Raw genomic sequence first — 18,241 nt, forward strand, 5'->3', positions numbered from 1 at the left:
GCTGCCACTCCTCTTTATTTAAAATAATGTGGATAAAGCTCTTTATGATTATTAATCCATTCTTTCATCTCTATCACCATTTGTTCATAGCTAGGTACCTCAAATGAAAAATCTTTTCTCTTATTAACAAGAGATTTATTTAAATTCACTGCATTACTTGGTAAAATATTAATCTTTCCATATCTCATATGCTTATTAAATAAACCAAGCAAATTAAACTTGCTTATGCTTTCATTGTTCACAAGATTATATATACCTGTTAGATTTTCCATTACCGCTCTTTCCATTGCTTTAGCAAGTGTTAAGGTTGTAACACCTGTCCATATAGCTTTGGAATATCCATTGATAGTACCACTTTGCTTCATAAACCAATTAAATAGTCCAATTCCATTCTCTTTCATATCAGGACCAACAATTGAATTTCTAAATGTCAAATTCTTATCATCTTTTACTTCACCAAGTGCCTTTGTTCTATCATAAAAAGTTTCACCATCTGGAAAACTATCCTCACTATAAGAACCCTGCTTTCCTGAAAATACACAATCAGTACTCATATGAATAAATTTTGTTTTTGTTTCACTAAGTGCATCTGCAATTAAGTGAGGCAAGTAACTGTTAAGATATACGGCTTTTGATGGATCTCTATCGCAATCTTTGTTTAAAACACCTATGCAATTTATAACTACATCATAGTTACCTTCTTTCAGCATTGATGTTACAAAAGCTTTATCCATAGCATCTCCATTTATATTCTTACAATAAGGAAATGGACTTTTAGAAAAAGCTGTTACATCATGACCTTGCTCATGTAAATATATTGATATAGTATGTCCCGCCATACCAGTTGCACCTAATACAAGAAATTTCATATATTATTCCTACCTTTCACTTATCTTAATTATGTTCTTCTTTAGTAACAGCAGCTTCTTTCATAGTATGCCATAGCTCTAATTCTTCTTTTATATAATCAAGTGCTAATAATTTTTCTTTAATTTGTTCTACAGTTAAAATTTCTGTGTTATGAGAGTTATACTCTTTTTCTATAGATAACTTTTCATTTCCTATTTCAAAATATTTATCATAGTTTAAATCTCTTTTATCAGCTGGAACTCTAAAAAATCCTCCCATATCTTCTGCATGAAGATATTCTTCTTTAGTTAATAGCGTTTCATAAAGTTTTTCTCCATGACGTGTACCTATTATTTTAATTTCATTATCAGCATCAAATAATTCTTTAACTGCCTGTGCTAAATCTCTAATAGTTGATGCTGGTGACTTTTGAACCATGATATCTCCTGGTTCTGCATTTTGAAATGCAAACACCACAAGTTCTACTGCTTCATCTAAACTCATTAAAAACCTTGTCATATCTGGATTCGTTATTGTTAATGGCTGTCCATTTTTTATTTGCTCTACAAATAAAGGAATTACAGAACCACGTGAAGCCATAACATTTCCGTATCTTGTTCCACAGATAACAGTTTTATTTGGAGAAACAGTTTTTGATTTTGCTACAAATACCTTTTCCATCATAGCCTTTGATATTCCCATAGCATTGATAGGATAAGCAGCTTTGTCTGTTGAAAGACATATTACCTTTTTTACTCCATATTCTATAGCCGCTGTTAGTACATTATCAGTTCCAAGAACATTAGTTTTTACAGCTTCTAATGGAAAAAATTCACAAGAAGGAACTTGTTTTAATGCTGCTGCGTGGAATATATAATCAACTCCATGCATAGCATTTTTCACAGAAGCTAAGTCTCTAACATCACCTATATAAAATTTTATCTTGTCGTTTTTATATAGCTTTCTCATATCATCTTGTTTTTTCTCATCCCTTGAGAAAATACGAATTTCACCAATATCTGTATTTAGAAAGCGATCAAGTACTGCATTTCCAAAACTTCCTGTACCACCTGTTATTAACAATGTTTTTCCTTTAAACATATTTCTTTCTCCTTTACTAAATTACTCAATATTTTTTTAAGTTCATCCATATACTTTTCTTTGGTGAAATGATTAATAAAATATCTTCTCCCATTTTCACCACAATCCTTATATTTATTAAAATTCTCTATAAAATCTTTCATGGCTTCTGCCAAAGCTTTAGAATCACTAGCTTTAACACAAATACCACATTGAGACTCATTAATTACATCTTGGGCAGCCCCATTAATCGCTCCGATTACAGCTTTCCCTGCTGCCATATACCCCTGCAATTTTGAAGGCATTGTTAGACCTATTAAATTATCTGCTTTTAATGTTAGAAGGCAAGCATCTGCCATTTTATAAAACTCCGGCATTTCATCTAATGGATGTCTTCCATGAAAAACTACTATATTCTCAAGTCCCTTTTGTTTAACTATAGACTTGCTATTTTCTAAATATGATCCGTCTCCTACAAAATGTACTTTAAACTTAGGAATATGCTTGATTTTTTCAGCAGCATCTAAAATACATTCAATATCTTGAGCTATTCCTATATTCCCCATAAAAACAAAGTCAGTTATATCATCTACTGGTGTAAAGTCCATTTTTGAATAAATATCTTCTGCATGTTGAGGAATATATGATATTCTTTCAATTGGTATTGAGTGTTCTTTATTAAAATACTCAACAAAAGGTTTTGACGTAACCGTGATAGCATCACACTTTGAATAAAGATATCTACTAAATTTCTTAACACTTCTATAAATAACATTATTTTCGTCTGATATGATATTTTTTATTGATTCAGGCCAAATATCACAACAATATAAATACAAAGGCTTCCTAGAACGTTTTTTCATAATAACGGCTGGAAACACCATTGTAACAGGTGAAAGTTGGTAAGAAAAAATAATATCAAATTCTTTTTTTAGAAACAGTGTCTTTAAAGAAGCTGACATCATATAGCTCATATAATTTAATGCCATTCCAACTGCACCTTTTCTTCTACCTATTTCAAAACAACGGATTATTTCAACTCCATTGATATTTTCTTTTCTATTTTTACCCCATCGATATTCACTTGGTATTTTTCCAGTTGGATAGTTTGGTAAGCCCGTCAGTACTGTCACTGAATGACCATCTTGTACCAATTGTTCACTTATATCGTTTATTCTAAATTGTTCAGGGTAGTAATATTGGCAAATAACTAATATTCTCATACTAAAATAGACTCCCACATATTATTTGACAGTTTTTAAATACTCTTCAATTTCTATTTTTAATCCTTCACTAAAAGGCATAGGTCTATATCCAAAATCTCTTTTTGCAGCAACATGTGGAAAACTTCTGTCTTCTCCCATTCGCTGAACTTTCTCTATGTAATCAATTTTTCCAAAAGTAACCAATTTAAGACATCTTGCCATAAATACACCCACCCCTAAAGGCACACTAATAAAGGTTGTTTTTTTATTTAGATTATCACTTATTAATTTAAACATTTCTAACATACAGATTGGTTTTTCCCCTGATAAAATATAATCTCCACTCATAATATCTTCATTACTTAATACTTGGTAATATGCCTTACCAAGATCTCTTCCATTCACCGGTTGTAGCAAGTTTTTGCCGTGAGAAATAACTGGAAATAATCTAAGCTTGTCTACCATCTTTATAAATACAATCATATTTCTATCATTTAAGTAACCGTAAATCATAGTAGGTCTTAAATATATAAGACCTATTTTAGAGTTACTCTCTGTGATAATTTTTTGTATAGACATTTCAATATTTTTATACTCTTCTGATGCACTTTTATATTTTGAATAAATTCCAGTTGTATGAACAACTATTGCTCGTCTAACATTGTTTTTGACAGATGCTTTCATCAACGTAACCGAATAAAAAATTGAACCTATATGGACAACAGTATCTACTCCAACCATTGCTTTATTCATAAGTTCTTCATCCGTCAAATCACCAGCAACTTTATCTATCTTAAGTCCACTATTATCCAACATTGAAGTGTCAGATGTTTCTCTAACAATACAACGAACAGTTCCTTCATATTTATTATCAATAAGTTCCTGCAGAAAGTATCTTCCGCTATGCCCTGTAATTCCTGTAACTAATAACATCTTTTCACCTCTAATCCCTTCCCCATTCTCACTTCGCCCTAACCATTCAATCATTATGCATTTAAAACACTTACAAATCAATGCTTAATTCTCAATTCATCATAATTACAAAAACGGAACATCCTCATCGTCGTTATCATTAATAACATCATTCTTTAAATGAATACTACACTTAACTTCTCCATCCATATAATTAACTTCGCTATGTTTAGGGCATATATCATTACCATAGTCTTGTAAAAACTTTTCAAATACTATATCTGAATGTCTTATATTTTTTTCATATAAATAAATCTTATATAATCTCTCCAACTGCTTACAATTACTAAAACAAATTTTTTCTTCTGCCTTTTCAACCTGCTCTATATAATATGGAACTGCTATTGCAGCTAATATAGCAATAATTGCTATTACTATAATAACCTCTACCAATGTAAATCCTTTATTTTTATGCTTTATCCTATCTTTATAAGTCATAATCATAACTCCTTGTATATGTTGTTTAAGAAAAATACTATTTAACTATTTCCAATTAAATACTTACCATATTTATATTTTTTAAACAAACATTACACATTCTTGTGACTACAAAGATACAAAGTAGCTTAAATAATCAATTATATATCTATTTTATGAATATTTCCATCAAAAGGACACCGAATCCCTCTGAACCTCAACTTCATTCCCTTTCACTACTTCCTTAACTCCACCTTCTAGTACTCCATCTCTCTTCAGTACAATAACAACAGTTCCAATGAAGCATTTCACGTCCATTTTTACTCCCAAATTTTCAACATAATCTCCGTCATACCTAGCCTTGTCTTCAATGGTTACTGTATCTCTTCCATTGATTTGTGCCCATCCTGTGAGACCTGGACGTATGTTATTAGCTCCATACTTATCCCTTTCTGCTATTAAATCATATTGATTCCATAGAGCAGGTCTAGGTCCAACTATTGCCATGGAGCCAGCTATTATATTCAAAATTTGTGGCAATTCATCTAAACTAGTCTTTCTTAAAAACTTACCAACCTTAGTTATATACTGCTCTGGATTTTTAAGGAGATGGGTTGGCATGTCCTTAGGTGTATCTATTCTCATAGTGCGAAACTTCAAAATATTAAAATGAGTTTTATTAACCCCGACTCTCTTTTGTTTAAAGAAAACTGGACCTTTTGAGTCAAGTTTTATAGCTATAATAATTATTAAAAATAATGGTGATAATAAAATTAATCCTATAAGTGCAAGTATAAAATCAAATAATCTTTTAACTTTTAAATACAAATAAATCTCCCCCTTAAATTAAAATAATATTATGACCTATTACTTCATCCCTTTGTATTATTATATTCTATAACCTGACCACTATTAATTTTAGATAATTCAGCAATGCTGCAATTAGATTTTATCACTGCTCCACAGTCTATATGGCATCCATAACCAATGGTGGCATCATGATCAATAATAGTTCCAATGCTTATAATAGAACCTTTTCCAATCTTTGAGTTTGTATTTACCACAGCTTTAGCTTCTACTACTGTACCTAAAGATACTGTAGCTGATGGACTAATATATGCCCTAGGATGAATTAAAGTTGGAATTTGAAATTTATTCTCCTCAAGTTCTTCAATCCACTCCATACGTAGTTTATTATTTCCAAAGGCTGGTATTGCATAGGAGTATTCTTCTATAAATTTCGAATTTTCAGAGCATAACCCTATGGCTTCATTAGAGTAATCATCTAAAAAGTCTATTTTATTAAATATCCCCATAGCTTCTGCTACTTCCTTAACAACATGACCATGGCCCCCAGCTCCTAAAATTATTAAATTCTTATTTGAGTTATGATTTGCCATATAATAACCCCCTAAAACTTCATTTTCATCTTTATATTTTTCTTAATTAAGACTGCCCACCAATTCTTAATTTATAAAACCAGATAAAAATAACCCACCGCTATCTTTTACTAACTCATATACCATAAATTTCCCCTTCAAACTTATAGTTTTCCTGAATTAGCAAGATAAAGGTGGGTTGCGCTACTAACTCCCTGTAGTCCAAGCGCCCAAGTACAGACTACATTTCATAATTCCCTTTAAATTTAAGTTATTTATGTCGAATTTTATTTAACCCCTATCAGCTGTAAAAAGTTCCCCCAATTTCCCGACCTTTATACAACCGATACACCCAGTTTAAATTTATGTACATTGAACAAAGTTTACATTATTTTCTAAATATATTGAAAATCCCACTTTGTTTTTTAATTTTTTCTCCTTGAAAGTTCACCTTATTATTCATTATGATTTCCTGAGAAATGTTCTCCATCTGCCTTACATATCCAGGGTTTATTCTTTCTATAGCCCTTATCCCCCTTGTCATATCTGTTGTTCTAACATCAGACCTATGACCATCGGAACCAACAGTGCTATATATTTTATGCTTTACAAATAATTTAGCAGTCTTTTTAACTCCACCACCAAAGTCTCCTGCTATGCTACCTGTGTTTAGTTGAAATAAAAACCCCTCTTCAATAAACTTATTTATTAATTCCGGGGCTTCTATAAACTTTTTATACCGCTCAGGATGAGCAATGATAGGTACAACTCCCTTTAATTGAAGTTCATAGATATCATTTATAACTTCATCCACAGAAAACTCTCTTAAAGGAAATTCTATTAACATATATCTACTATTTTCTATGGTACCTATATCACCACAGTTATAGCTTTCTAGGATTCTACTAGTATAGTAAACTTCTTGCCCACAATATATTTCTATATCTATGTCCTTATTTTTAGCTAAAGTTTTTAATTTAGCTACTTCTTTTTTTATTTCTTCATAAGGTACTTGAAACCTACCCCTAAAAAAATGGGGAGTGGCAACAATTCCTGTGGTTCCTGACTTTTTTGCTAATTTAAGCATGTCTACAGTCATATCTTCATCTTTAGATCCATCATCCACTCCATGAAGTATATGGCTATGAAAATCTATCATAAGCACTCCTCCAACCTTTAAGTGAAATTTTATATATTATTTATCACCATAATAGTAATAGTAATTATTTCTCTTTGTATCTACTCCATTTAATACTGTACCGATGATGTTAGCGTTAACCTTTTTTAAAAGGTTTATAGAATTTACAACAGAATCTTTTTTTGTTTTTTCTGACCTTATAACAAGTAATGTTCCATCGGCTCTATTAGATAGTATTTGAGCATCAGTAACGGCTTGTACTGGTGGAGTATCTAATATTACATAATCAAAAATCTTTTTTAAGGCCTCTAGGAGCGCCTTCATTGATTTTGAACCTAACATCTCAGATGGGTTAGGTGGGATTTTACCCGAAGTTAATATTGTAAGATTTTTATTATGTCTATGTCCTACTACAGAAATACTTTCTTTTCCAACTATTACATCAGAAAGTCCTGTTGTATTAGATATTTCAAACTTTTTATGTAATGATGGTTTTCTTAAGTCACAATCTATAAGTACCACCTTTTTATCTCCTTCAGCTATAGATAATGCCAAGTTTCCTGCTGTTGTACTCTTCCCTTCTCCTGGTTCTGCACTAGTTACTACTATTACTTTATATTCCTCATCAAAGGATGAATATTGCAAATTTGTCCTTAGTGTTCTATAGCTTTCTGCAGCTATAGACTTAGGATCTTTTTCTACTATAAACATTAATTTCTCTCCTTAAGTAAAAATTTAATAAGTTTATCTTCTGTAATCTTCTACTGCTCAATGTTGGGTATAGTTCCTATTACAGGAATATCTAATTCTTTTTCTATTTGTTCCCTATTTTTATATGTATTATCTAAAAATTCTAGTAAAAAGCTTATTCCTACACTTACCATTAATCCTAGTAAGAAAGCTATAGCTATATTCATTTTTTTATTAGGACTCACTGGAATTTCAGGAATTTTTACTGATTCTATAACTTTTATATTACCATTTGGCACCAAAATCTTAGATGTAGTTACAAACTCATTTGTTATAGCTTGTACCATGGTAGCTGCCTTATCCGGATTATTATCATTAATTTTAATTTGAAGGATTTGAGTATCAGCTACAGTTACCACTGTAAGCTTCTTAAGAACTTCATCTTCTGTTAGATTGCTATTAGCAACCTTTATAGCTCTACCTACTAAATCTCTAGTTTTTATGGCTTCAGAGTAAGTCTTCATTAACTTTTGATACATGGCTATCTCACTTTGATCATAACCCGCTACTGCTCCAGCTCCTGCTTCCTTACCTATAAATAACTTAGTACTCGCTTCATACTTAGGACTTATTAAAAAAAAGCTCACCAAACCTGATAATAAAGTAGTAAACATAGTTACTATCAGTATCATCTTCCACCTTTTCTTTAACATTTCTATAATTTCTCCAAGGCTAATTACTTGTTCTTCCAAAATTATTATTCCTCCGTTTCCATCTTGTGTTCATCATCCTAGGTAAGATTTTATAGGTCTATCTTTGGTATTATTCCTAAAACTGATATGTTTAATTCTTGTTCTAATATATCTTTATTTTTATAGGTGCTATCCATAAATTCTATAAGGAAGATAACTCCTATTCCCATAAATATTCCTAATACCATAGCAATTATAAGTCCCATACTCTTATTAGGACTTACTGCACTTAATGGAAATCTAGGTTCTTCTATAACTTGTACATTTCCATTAGGAACTAGCTCTGTGGATAATTTAACAAACTCATCTTTTATAGAAGATATTAACTTCACAGCTTCTTCTGGGGAGCTGCTTTTATACTTTATTTCTATAATTTGTGTATCAGCTAAGGATACCACTGTTAAATTTTCAACTGCTTCTTTAGGCTTTATTTCTAATCCTGTTTTATCTATAGCACTTTTAACTAAATCTTCAGTTCTAATAATTTCAGCATAGGTCTTTAATAATTTTTGATACATTTGTATATCTAAAATATTATATCCTTCTTGCTGACTTTCATCTTTACCTATAAATACCTTAGTGGTTGATTCATATTGTGGAGTTATTAGTAAAAATAATGCTATTGATGCTACTAAGGTAGAAGTCAAAGCAAATACTAATATAATTTTCCACTTTCTTTTTAAAATTTCGAAGATGTCATTTAAACTAATAATATTTTCTTCCAAATTAACTCTCCTTATAAAATCAATTTATACATATTACAACACATTATGTATATTGGAACTATATATTAAAATATAATTTGAATATCTAGTTGTAACACCCGTATAATAGTACATATTTCTTTATATTTCAATTACATACATAACTGTAACATTTATATAATACCATATTTCCAGTAACTTTACCAGTAAAAAACCAACGTTACTAGTAATATTATGTATAATTATGAATAATAACCTAATGTATTCTACAATATCCTTGATTTTGCGCCTATATATACTATTATTTTTATTATTAGTTGATAATTATATCATCGTATCAAGTTCATAAAAATTTATAATAAATTTCATGGAATAATTACCCATTGAGTATTTGTTTATATTTACACCTACAAAATATGGTGATAGAATTAGGTATAGAGAGGAGTGTAACTATGTCACAAAACAAATTTGTTCCTAATCAAAAAAGAAAAAAGAAGAAACGCTCCCTGGGATTTAAAATTTCTATGGGAATTCTAGGAGTATTCATATTTATAATAGCTATTGGAGCAGGATATTTTTATTTCTTATATAATAAGATGGATACTGTAAAGATAGACAAATCTCATCTTAGTATTACTCCAAAGGAAGAACTTAAAGAATATGAAAGTCATGAATCTATAAAAAATATAGTTTTATATGGTATAGATGCAGAAGAGGGACAAGCGGGACGTTCTGACTCCATAATGATAGCTACCATTGATCCAATTCATAACAAAGTTAAAGTAACTTCAATTATGAGGGACTCCTATGTTAACATTCCAGACCATGGTATGGATAAAATAAATCACGCCTATGCCTATGGAGGTGCTCCCTTAGCTATTAGGACCTTAAATGAAAATTTTGGACTTAATATAGAAGATTTTGTATCAGTAAACTTTTCTTCACTACCACAAATAATTGATATACTAGGTGGAATTACTATTGATATCACAGAAGAAGAAATATCACATATACCCGGTGTATCTTCTACTGGGCCTACATTATTAACAGGTAAGCAAGCTTTGGCCTATTCTAGAATAAGATATGCTAGTGGTGGTGATTATGAAAGAACTCACAGGCATAGAAATGTAATGTCTGCAGTGTTTACTAAAGCTCTTGCTGCACCTCCGAAATCTTACCCTAATATTCTAAACAATATTCTCCCTCTAGTTCAAACTAATCTAAGTTCTGGTGATTTTGTATCTCTAGCAACTAAGGTAGTTGGTTTAGGAAGTGGAAATTTAGAACAAGAAAGATTCCCAAGGGACGGAGACGGAACAGGGGATATGAGCACTGGAATATACTACCTAAAGTTTGATATTGAAACTGTTAAAAAACAAATGAGAGATTATATATTTAATGATAAGAAATAATAAAGAAAACACCAACCATTTAAAATAGTTGGTGTTTTTTTTATTTACATCCATAATGTTAATGATATTATCTTCCATACTCATCATCAAATCTTATAATATCATCTTCTTCTAAATATTCTCCCATCTGTACTTCAATTATCTCTAGAGGCACTTTTCCTGGGTTTTCAAGTCTATGCTTTTGTCTTGGTTTTATAAAAATACTCTCTCCAGCTGGCACTAGTTTCTCTACGTCATCTATAGTTACCCTTGCTATACCTTTTACAACAATCCAATGTTCGCTTCTATGATGATGCATCTGATAACTTAACTTTTTCCCTTGACTTACTTTAATTCTTTTTATTTTATATGAATTTTTTTCCTCTTCCAGAACTTTATAGTTCCCCCAAGGTCTATAATCTTCAATAGGGTATTCTATTCTGCTATCATCCTTAGATTTTAAAATTTCCACAACTTCTTTTACTCTTTGAGACTGCTCTTTTTTACATATTAACAATGCATCTCTATTATCTACTACAATTAGATTATCAACTCCAACAATAGATACTAGTTTTCCTTTTTCTGAATAAACATAATTATTCTTTGAATCAATAAGTATATTGTTACTATCACAAATATTATTATTTTCATCTTTTTTAAAAATATCATAGAAAGAATCGAAACTACCCAAATCATTCCACCCAATATCTACAGGTGCTACAGTAACATTTTTACTTTTTTCCATGATGGCATAATCAATTGAAATCTTTTCATCAATCTTACTAAAAGCCTCTTTAATATTATTACTAGTTTTAAAGGCATTATAAATATTTTTTGCATAGAGTTTTACTTCATTTATAAAAAATTCAGTGTTAAACATAAATATGCCAGCATTCCAATAATAACCCTCTTCCACGTATGTAACTGCCACTTCATACTCTGGTTTTTCCTTAAAAGCTTTTACTTCATAACCATTTAATTTCTCACTTCCAGGTGCAATATATCCATATCCAGTATTAGGCCCGTCTGGTTTAATACCAAAGGTTATTATAGAATCTTTAGTTAACTCCTCAGAATTTTTAATAATCTTTACAAACTCTTGACTTTTTAAAATCATATGGTCTGAAGGGAATACTATAACATTATCATTCTCTTTTTTAACTATCTCATTAACTCCAGCATAAATGGCTGGCAAAGTATTTTTAGATTCTGGTTCAATGATAATATTAGATTCATTACATTTATAACCTAATTCTTCTACTGCACCCATAACTAAAAATTTATACTTTTCATTTGTAACTACATATATTTCATCTAAATTTACTAATAATAAACTTCTTTTAAATGTATCTTGAAATAAGGATGAACTATCTCCTTGCAACTTTATAAATTGTTTTGGATATCTATCACGACTTAGTGGCCAAAGTCTTGATCCACTTCCACCTGCTAAAATTATTACTTTCATACCTTAATCTCCTAACTGAGTACTTTAAATTTAATCGGAGTAAATAATTTCAATATATTACAATCTCCAGTAAACCATAGTATCTGTATCTACACTATGTTTATCCATAATGCCTTTTACATCTATGAATACATCTTTTTCTACTTCATCTTTAGCTGCTGCTACTTCATCTAAAGCTTCGCTTCTATATAGTGGAGTAAAATCTTTTATGGTCATTTCTCTGTAATTATGATGAGATACAGCAAGGATAATAGCATCTACATCTTTAATATCTTCCATAGAAACCATATCTATTCCATACTCATGTTTAATTTCTTCCTTACCTGCTACAGGGTCTGTGGCTAATACATTTACTCCATAGTCTTTAAGTTCATCTATGATATCCACTACCTTTGTATTTCTTGTATCTGGACAATCTTCCTTAAAGGTAAGTCCAAGAACTGCTACCTTAGCATTTTTAACTCGCTTATTAGCTTTTATCAAACTTTTTACTGTGTTCTCTGCGATATACTTAGCCATTCCATCATTTATGTTTCTTCCAGCAGCTATAACCTTTGATTCAACACCAACCTCTTTAGCTCTGTGGATTAGGTAATATGGATCTACTCCAATACAGTGTCCTCCTACTAAACCTGGGTTTAGCTTTATAAAGTTCCACTTACTACCTGCAGCATCTATTACAGCTTTAGTATCTATACCCATTCTATCAAAGATCATAGCAAGTTCATTAACGAAGGCTATGTTAACATCTCTTTGACAGTTTTCTATTAATTTAGCTGCTTCTGCAACCTTTATGCTTTCAGCTCTATATACTCCAGCTTCTATAACTAGTTCATAAGCTTTAGCAACTGTATCTAGAGTTTCTTCATCCATACCAGATACTATCTTCATTATGTTTTCTAATCTATGAACCTTATCACCTGGGTTTATTCTCTCTGGAGAATATCCTATTTTAAAATCTTGTCCGCAAATAAGTCCAGATTCTCTTTCTAGGATTGGTACACAGATTTCCTCTGTTACCCCTGGATATACTGTAGATTCATATACTACTATAGAACCTTTAGTTAAGTTTCTTCCTAAAATTTCACTAGCACCTATAACTGGTCTTAGATCTGGAGTTTTATCTTCATTAGTTGGAGTAGGTACTGCAACTATGTGGAAATTACATCCTCTTAATTTTGTCTCATCACTTGTAAAATCTACAGCAGATGCTTTAATAGCTTCATCTCCAACTTCATTAGTTACATCTACTCCACTTAAGTACTTATTTATCTTTTCCTTGTTTACATCAAATCCAACTACAGGAGCCTTTTTAGCAAAAGCTACTGCTAAAGGCATTCCTACATAGCCAAGTCCTACTAAGGATATTTTTAAATCTTTCATTATATCGTCTCCTACTGTTCAAATTAGCAATTATTATTTTAAGAAATATTGATATATTTTTAACAATTAATTAGATTTATCCAACAACCTGGTTGTTGTTGGATAAACAAAGCCTTTATTAATTATAAAATTCTTTTATACATCCACATATATATTCAACTTCTTCATTAGTAAGCTCAGGATATATAGGTAATGCAAGAATTTGCTTACACATCTTTTCAGTTACTGGGAACTGACCTTCTTTGTATCCTAGGTACTGAAAACACTTTTGTAGGTGTAATGGCTTTGGATAGTATATACTAGTTGCCACACCCTTAGATTTCAAGAACTCTGCAAGACCATCTCTGTTTTCAGCAAAGATATTAAATACATAATAAACATTTTTTTGGTTTGCTGCCTTAATGCCTTGAACTTTTACACCTTCTACATTTTTTAATCCTTCAGTGTAAAGCTTAGCAACTCTTCCTCTATTTTCAATGGCATTGTTTATATATTTAAGTTTAACTCTAAGCACAGCTGCTTGCATAGCATCTAATCTTGAGTTATAGCCTATATAGTCATAGTGATATTTCTTTGATGCTCCATGAACTCTAAACATACGGCACATATCTGCTAGTTCATCACTATTAGTAACTATCATTCCCCCGTCACCATATCCACCTAAGGTTTTAGTAGGGAAGAATGAAAACACACCCATATCTCCTATGGTTCCTGCATGTCTATACCTCTCTTCACCTTCCATTTGCCATCTCATTCCAAAGGCTTCAGCTGCATCTTCTAACACCTTTAAATCATGTTTCTTAGCAATTTCCATTATCTTATCCATATCACACATTTGATTGAATAAATGTATCGGAAGTACTCCTACAGTATTATCATTAATAGCCGCCTCTAATTGACCTACATCCATACCACAAGACTCTTCATCTATATCAACAAACACAGGTTTTCCACCATGCTTTGCAAGACAAGATGTAGAAGCTAAAAATGTAAAAGGTGTAGTTACTATTTCTTTATCATCACTAAAACCAAGGATATCTGATGCAATAACTAAAGCATCTGTTCCTGATGCCACTCCTATGGCATGTTTAGCCCCAGTAAAATCTTTTATTTCTTCCTCAAAGGTTTTAACTTCATTTCCTAATATAAAAGCTCCACTATCTATTATATTTTTTATAGCTCCATCAAATTCATGTTTTTTTTCTTTATATTCTCTTTGTGATTCGTAAAAATTGATTTTCAAAAAAATCCCTCCTAATTTACATATACAAATTGTACACCAACTTGCAAAAAAATAAAATATCTTTTCTTATGTTTAATAAAATTTCAAAATTTCATATTTATCAAATATAACACAAATTAGGTATTATACCATCTAGTAATATATTATCAGTCTTTTTCTTTGAGATTATGATATATTTCTTAATTATTTTAAGATACATAAGTATATTATTAAATTTTCTTGTTTTAAAACCATTTGCTAACATAAGTTTAGTAAGTATACGCAAACTTAATATTTTTTTATACATATAAAGATAAAAATATAACACCAAATTCACTTTAAAATTATTTCATCTAAAAATATCTTTAAAATAAACCTGGTGAGCAATTTGCATTAAAATATTATATTCTATTTTAAACTATATAATCTCTTTAATTATTACATAACATCTTTTGATTCAAAGGTGTGATAATTTGCTTGTACCACATTCTCTTTTCCATTAACTATGTCTTCTTGCTTAAAAACCTTAAAAAATGTAATAAAAAGTATTTTCATGTCAAATATAAAGCTTTGTCTGTCCATATATTCAATTTCTAAATTGATTTTCTTATATATGGATATACTATCTCTACCATTAATTTGAGCCCATCCCGTAAGTCCCGGTGTTAATTTATGAATACCATATTTAGTTCTTAATACAAGCAATTTTTTTTCACTTTTATTAATATCATTAATTACAGGTCTTGGACCCACTAAACTCATATCACCTTTAATAATATTAATTAGCTGTGGTAATTCATCCAAACTAGTCTTTCGTAAAAATTTCCCTATAGAAGTTATATATTCATCAGGATTTTCTAAAGCTGTTGTTGCTACCTCTGGTGCATCTTCTACCATTGATCTAAATTTATAAATTATAAATTCTTTATTATCTTTTCCCACTCTATATTGTTTAAATATTATAGAACCATGATTGTCTAATTTAATTAGTATAGAAATAACTAGAATTACAGGTGACAATAGTATTAAGGCTATAATACTCACCACTAAATCAAACGCCCTCTTCACTTTATTTCCTCCAATCAAAGATATAAAACTATTACTATCCATTTTTTCCATGGATAACTATCAATAAGCCTGTCTTATTTTTAAATCCTATATTTTTGTTATACTTAATATTTTAATCACATTATTAACAAAATTTTATTTCTATCATTACTCAAGAATTATATCACAATATCTATCATTTTACCATAGATTTTAGCCTTATACCTAATAATATCATCCATATATTACCTTATATTATATTCACTGTGTAGCTTTAAAATGTTTTCCTTCTGTTATTTTCTAGTTGAAATAAATTGTTTGTAAAGCAAAGGACTAGGATTGATGACATCCTAGTCTTGTTTATGGTAAATAAAAACACCAGGTTATAAAACCTAGTGTTTTTAATGGATCGAGTAAGTCTATAAGCCGAGTTCTGTGTTAGACAATCATCTATCTAGGCCCATTATTACTAATGGGCTCAAGCGATACACCCGGGAACGGGACGGGCAGCCCCATAATGTTCCACTTTCGATCTTGCTCCAGATGGGGTTTACATAGCCGCAAAGTCGCCATTGCGCTGGTGAGCTCTTACCTCGCCTTTCCACCCTTACCCACATTACATGGGCGGTATATCTCTGTTGCACTTTCCTTAAAGTCGCCTTCACTGGGAGTTACCCAGCACCCTGCCCTATGGAGCTCGGACTTTCCTCTCCTGATTTCTCAGCAGCGATTGTCTGGCTTACTCGCAAAATTAATATTAACATAAATCTTTTATCATTGCAACGCCTTTAAATTTTCTATTTTTAGTTATAATACCCATATATGAAACTATTTAACTAGATTAATAGATAAATATAACGCTATATAACTATGTTTATATTTACCTATGAAACTATAGAAAATTTTAACTATATACCTAGTTAAATATATAAAATTTAAACTAGTTAACTATTTAAATAGTTAACTAGTTGTTGGCGTAGTGCGGGTTTCAGCGTTTTTCCCTCTATTCAGACTGTTTTTATGGGAGTATTAGAGCTTGTATTAATTAAATAAAATTATAGGGATCCCTAGTAGCCTTTGATATAATAACCTCCACACCCCTAGGCTCTAATATTTTTTTAATCTTTTCTGATAAACTCATTACAAGGGGCCATTCTGAATTAAAATGTCCTATATCTATTACAGAGAGTCCCATCTCTTCATAGTCAGATACAAAGTGATAGGTAGTATCACCTGTGATTAATAGTTCAGCACCTAGGTCATAGGATTGCTGCAAGTAATCTTCTCCACTTCCATTGACTAAAGCTATGGTTCTTACTTTTTTATTTAACTCACCAGAGTATCTTAAATTTTGTAATTTTAGTTTATCTTTAATACTTTTTATAATTTCCTCTAGGGTAGTTTCTTCCTTTAGCTGAACTATTCTTCCCACTCCTGCTGTAGGCTCTGATGGAGCTACTTCAATGATTTTACTTTCTTCAAAGCCAAGAAGCTTTACAAATTCATCATTTAAGCCACCCTTTACAGTATCCCAATTAGTATGACTAGAATACAGTGCTATACCATTTTCTATTAACTTCATTAGCTTTCTACCTTGGAGACTATCTGTAGTTATTGTTTTAGGCTTTATAAACAGCAGTGGATGATGAGTTAGAATAAGCTGAGCTCCTAGTTCCTTTGCTTCCTCTATGACCTTTATGGTGCAATCTAGCGCAACTAGGACCTTTGTTACTTCCCTTTCTCTATGTCCAACCATAAACCCAACGTTATCGTAGCTTTCTTTTAGGTTTAAGGGTGCAAGGTTCTCCATTATATCAATGATTTCATTTATTTTTACCATAAAAATATACCTCCAACCATTTACTCAAGTAAAAAGCCCTTTATCCTTTGAATTTTATCCCATAATTCCAGCTTTCTTTTTCTTGAATTTTCTGTATCACCCTTAAGTTCTTCATGGATTCTCAAATACTTTTCTAACTTATAATTTAAATATTCCCTATAGGTATTATCTTTCTTACCTAAAAGCAGCTTACTTATTTCATAAAAAATAGGCTCAATAACTTCAGGCTTATCTCCCCAGGATATCTTCATAATTTCATAGTATTTTTCTTCATCATATATTATCCACTCATCTAGAATGTTGCATCCTGAGGTATAAAGATATTCCCTTAAGACTTCTGGATTTTGTACTGGCTGGACTATAACATAGTTTAACTCTTTAAAGACATCCCTACTTTCCTCTAGGATATCTCTTATCAAGTTTCCTCCCATACCGGCAATTACAGCTGCTTCTACCTCTCTAGGAGTTACAGTTGTAAGTCCTCCTCCAAGTCTACATTGTATCTTATGTTGCAAATTATTATCTCTAACATTCTTTTTAGCCTTTTCCACGGGACCTTTATTAATATCACTGGCTATGGCAAAGTCTATTTTATTTCTTTTTAAAAGTTCTATGGGTACATATCCATGATCCGTTCCTACATCTACCATAGATTTAACTCCTGTGATTAAATCACTTATTAACTTTAATCTTTTGCTAATTATCAT

General features: G+C 30.9%; 18 protein-coding genes, 1 other RNA gene and 1 riboswitch. Of the genes, 1 reads left to right on the plus strand and 18 read right to left on the minus strand.

Translation table 11 applies throughout. From position 1 onward, the window contains the following. Positions 1-14: 14 nt before the first annotated feature. From B3J31_RS06050 to B3J31_RS06100, 11 genes are all read right to left on the minus strand, one after another. The gene (locus B3J31_RS06050; protein ID WP_346873781.1) at positions 15-869 is read right to left on the minus strand and encodes an SDR family oxidoreductase; all 855 of its coding nucleotides are present in this window, start codon (positions 867-869) and stop codon (positions 15-17) included. A 25-nt stretch (positions 870-894) separates the two neighbouring features. Beyond that, positions 895-1,950, minus strand: coding sequence for a polysaccharide biosynthesis protein (locus tag B3J31_RS06055; RefSeq protein ID WP_346873782.1), 1,056 nt, complete (start codon positions 1,948-1,950; stop codon positions 895-897). Further along, positions 1,926-3,152: a glycosyltransferase family 4 protein gene (locus B3J31_RS06060; protein WP_346873783.1), complete on the minus strand. Its 1,227-nt coding sequence runs from the start codon at positions 3,150-3,152 to the stop codon at positions 1,926-1,928. The genes B3J31_RS06055 and B3J31_RS06060 overlap by 25 nt, the downstream gene beginning before the upstream one ends. A 21-nt stretch (positions 3,153-3,173) precedes the next feature. Next, positions 3,174-4,121, minus strand: a complete 948-nt coding sequence (locus tag B3J31_RS06065; protein WP_346873784.1) for an NAD-dependent epimerase/dehydratase family protein — start codon at positions 4,119-4,121, stop codon at positions 3,174-3,176. Positions 4,122-4,172: 51 nt separating this feature from the next. Beyond that, positions 4,173-4,544 carry a prepilin-type N-terminal cleavage/methylation domain-containing protein gene (locus B3J31_RS06070; protein WP_346873785.1) on the minus strand — a complete coding sequence of 124 codons (372 nt, stop codon included), beginning with the start codon at positions 4,542-4,544 and terminating at the stop codon, positions 4,173-4,175. Between the two features lie 168 nt (positions 4,545-4,712). After that, positions 4,713-5,351 carry a sugar transferase gene (locus B3J31_RS06075; RefSeq protein WP_346873786.1) on the minus strand — a complete coding sequence of 213 codons (639 nt, stop codon included), beginning with the start codon at positions 5,349-5,351 and terminating at the stop codon, positions 4,713-4,715. 44 nt (positions 5,352-5,395) lie between these two features. Then, positions 5,396-5,923: a PglB gene (locus tag B3J31_RS06080; protein WP_346873787.1), complete on the minus strand. Its 528-nt coding sequence runs from the start codon at positions 5,921-5,923 to the stop codon at positions 5,396-5,398. A gap of 163 nt (positions 5,924-6,086) precedes the next feature. After that, positions 6,087-6,170, minus strand: a riboswitch (cyclic di-GMP riboswitch). Between the two features lie 120 nt (positions 6,171-6,290). Further along, positions 6,291-7,061: a tyrosine-protein phosphatase gene (locus tag B3J31_RS06085; RefSeq protein ID WP_346873788.1), complete on the minus strand. Its 771-nt coding sequence runs from the start codon at positions 7,059-7,061 to the stop codon at positions 6,291-6,293. Between the two features lie 36 nt (positions 7,062-7,097). Continuing rightward, entirely contained in the window at positions 7,098-7,751 is a 654-nt protein-coding gene (locus tag B3J31_RS06090) for a CpsD/CapB family tyrosine-protein kinase (RefSeq protein WP_346873789.1), read from the minus strand. A 50-nt stretch (positions 7,752-7,801) separates the two neighbouring features. Continuing rightward, positions 7,802-8,482, minus strand: coding sequence for a YveK family protein (locus B3J31_RS06095; protein ID WP_346873790.1), 681 nt, complete (start codon positions 8,480-8,482; stop codon positions 7,802-7,804). A gap of 50 nt (positions 8,483-8,532) precedes the next feature. Beyond that, positions 8,533-9,207, minus strand: a complete 675-nt coding sequence (locus tag B3J31_RS06100; protein WP_346873791.1) for a YveK family protein — start codon at positions 9,205-9,207, stop codon at positions 8,533-8,535. Between the two features lie 431 nt (positions 9,208-9,638). On the opposite strand from B3J31_RS06100, the gene B3J31_RS06105 reads away from it, so the two are divergent. Further along, positions 9,639-10,598 (plus strand): LCP family protein, encoded by a 960-nt coding sequence (locus B3J31_RS06105; RefSeq protein ID WP_346867920.1) that lies wholly within the window; start codon positions 9,639-9,641, stop codon positions 10,596-10,598. 67 nt (positions 10,599-10,665) lie between these two features. Here B3J31_RS06105 and B3J31_RS06110 read toward each other — a convergent pair whose 3' ends face one another. The 7 genes from B3J31_RS06110 to B3J31_RS06140 form a co-directional block, all read right to left on the minus strand. Then, on the minus strand, positions 10,666-12,042 hold the full coding sequence (locus B3J31_RS06110) for a mannose-1-phosphate guanylyltransferase/mannose-6-phosphate isomerase (protein WP_346867921.1): 1,377 nt from the start codon (positions 12,040-12,042) through the stop codon (positions 10,666-10,668). Between the two features lie 57 nt (positions 12,043-12,099). Continuing rightward, positions 12,100-13,425, minus strand: coding sequence for a nucleotide sugar dehydrogenase (locus B3J31_RS06115; RefSeq protein ID WP_346867922.1), 1,326 nt, complete (start codon positions 13,423-13,425; stop codon positions 12,100-12,102). Positions 13,426-13,543: 118 nt separating this feature from the next. Then, a complete protein-coding gene (locus tag B3J31_RS06120) occupies positions 13,544-14,668 on the minus strand; it encodes a DegT/DnrJ/EryC1/StrS family aminotransferase (RefSeq protein WP_346867923.1) in 1,125 nt (374 codons plus the stop codon). 417 nt (positions 14,669-15,085) lie between these two features. After that, positions 15,086-15,715, minus strand: coding sequence for a sugar transferase (locus B3J31_RS06125; RefSeq protein WP_346867924.1), 630 nt, complete (start codon positions 15,713-15,715; stop codon positions 15,086-15,088). Between the two features lie 385 nt (positions 15,716-16,100). Then, positions 16,101-16,440: RNase P RNA component class A (rnpB, locus tag B3J31_RS06130), an RNA gene on the minus strand. 299 nt (positions 16,441-16,739) lie between these two features. Continuing rightward, complete coding sequence (locus B3J31_RS06135) at positions 16,740-17,534, minus strand: Nif3-like dinuclear metal center hexameric protein (protein ID WP_150844406.1); 795 nt, start codon at positions 17,532-17,534, stop codon at positions 16,740-16,742. A 20-nt stretch (positions 17,535-17,554) separates the two neighbouring features. Then, a complete protein-coding gene (locus tag B3J31_RS06140) occupies positions 17,555-18,241 on the minus strand; it encodes a class I SAM-dependent methyltransferase (protein WP_346867925.1) in 687 nt (228 codons plus the stop codon).

The sequence above is a fragment of the Clostridium sp. UBA5988 genome (assembly GCF_002435615.1).
Classification (GTDB): domain Bacteria; phylum Bacillota; class Clostridia; order Clostridiales; family Clostridiaceae; genus Clostridium_J; species Clostridium_J sulfidigenes.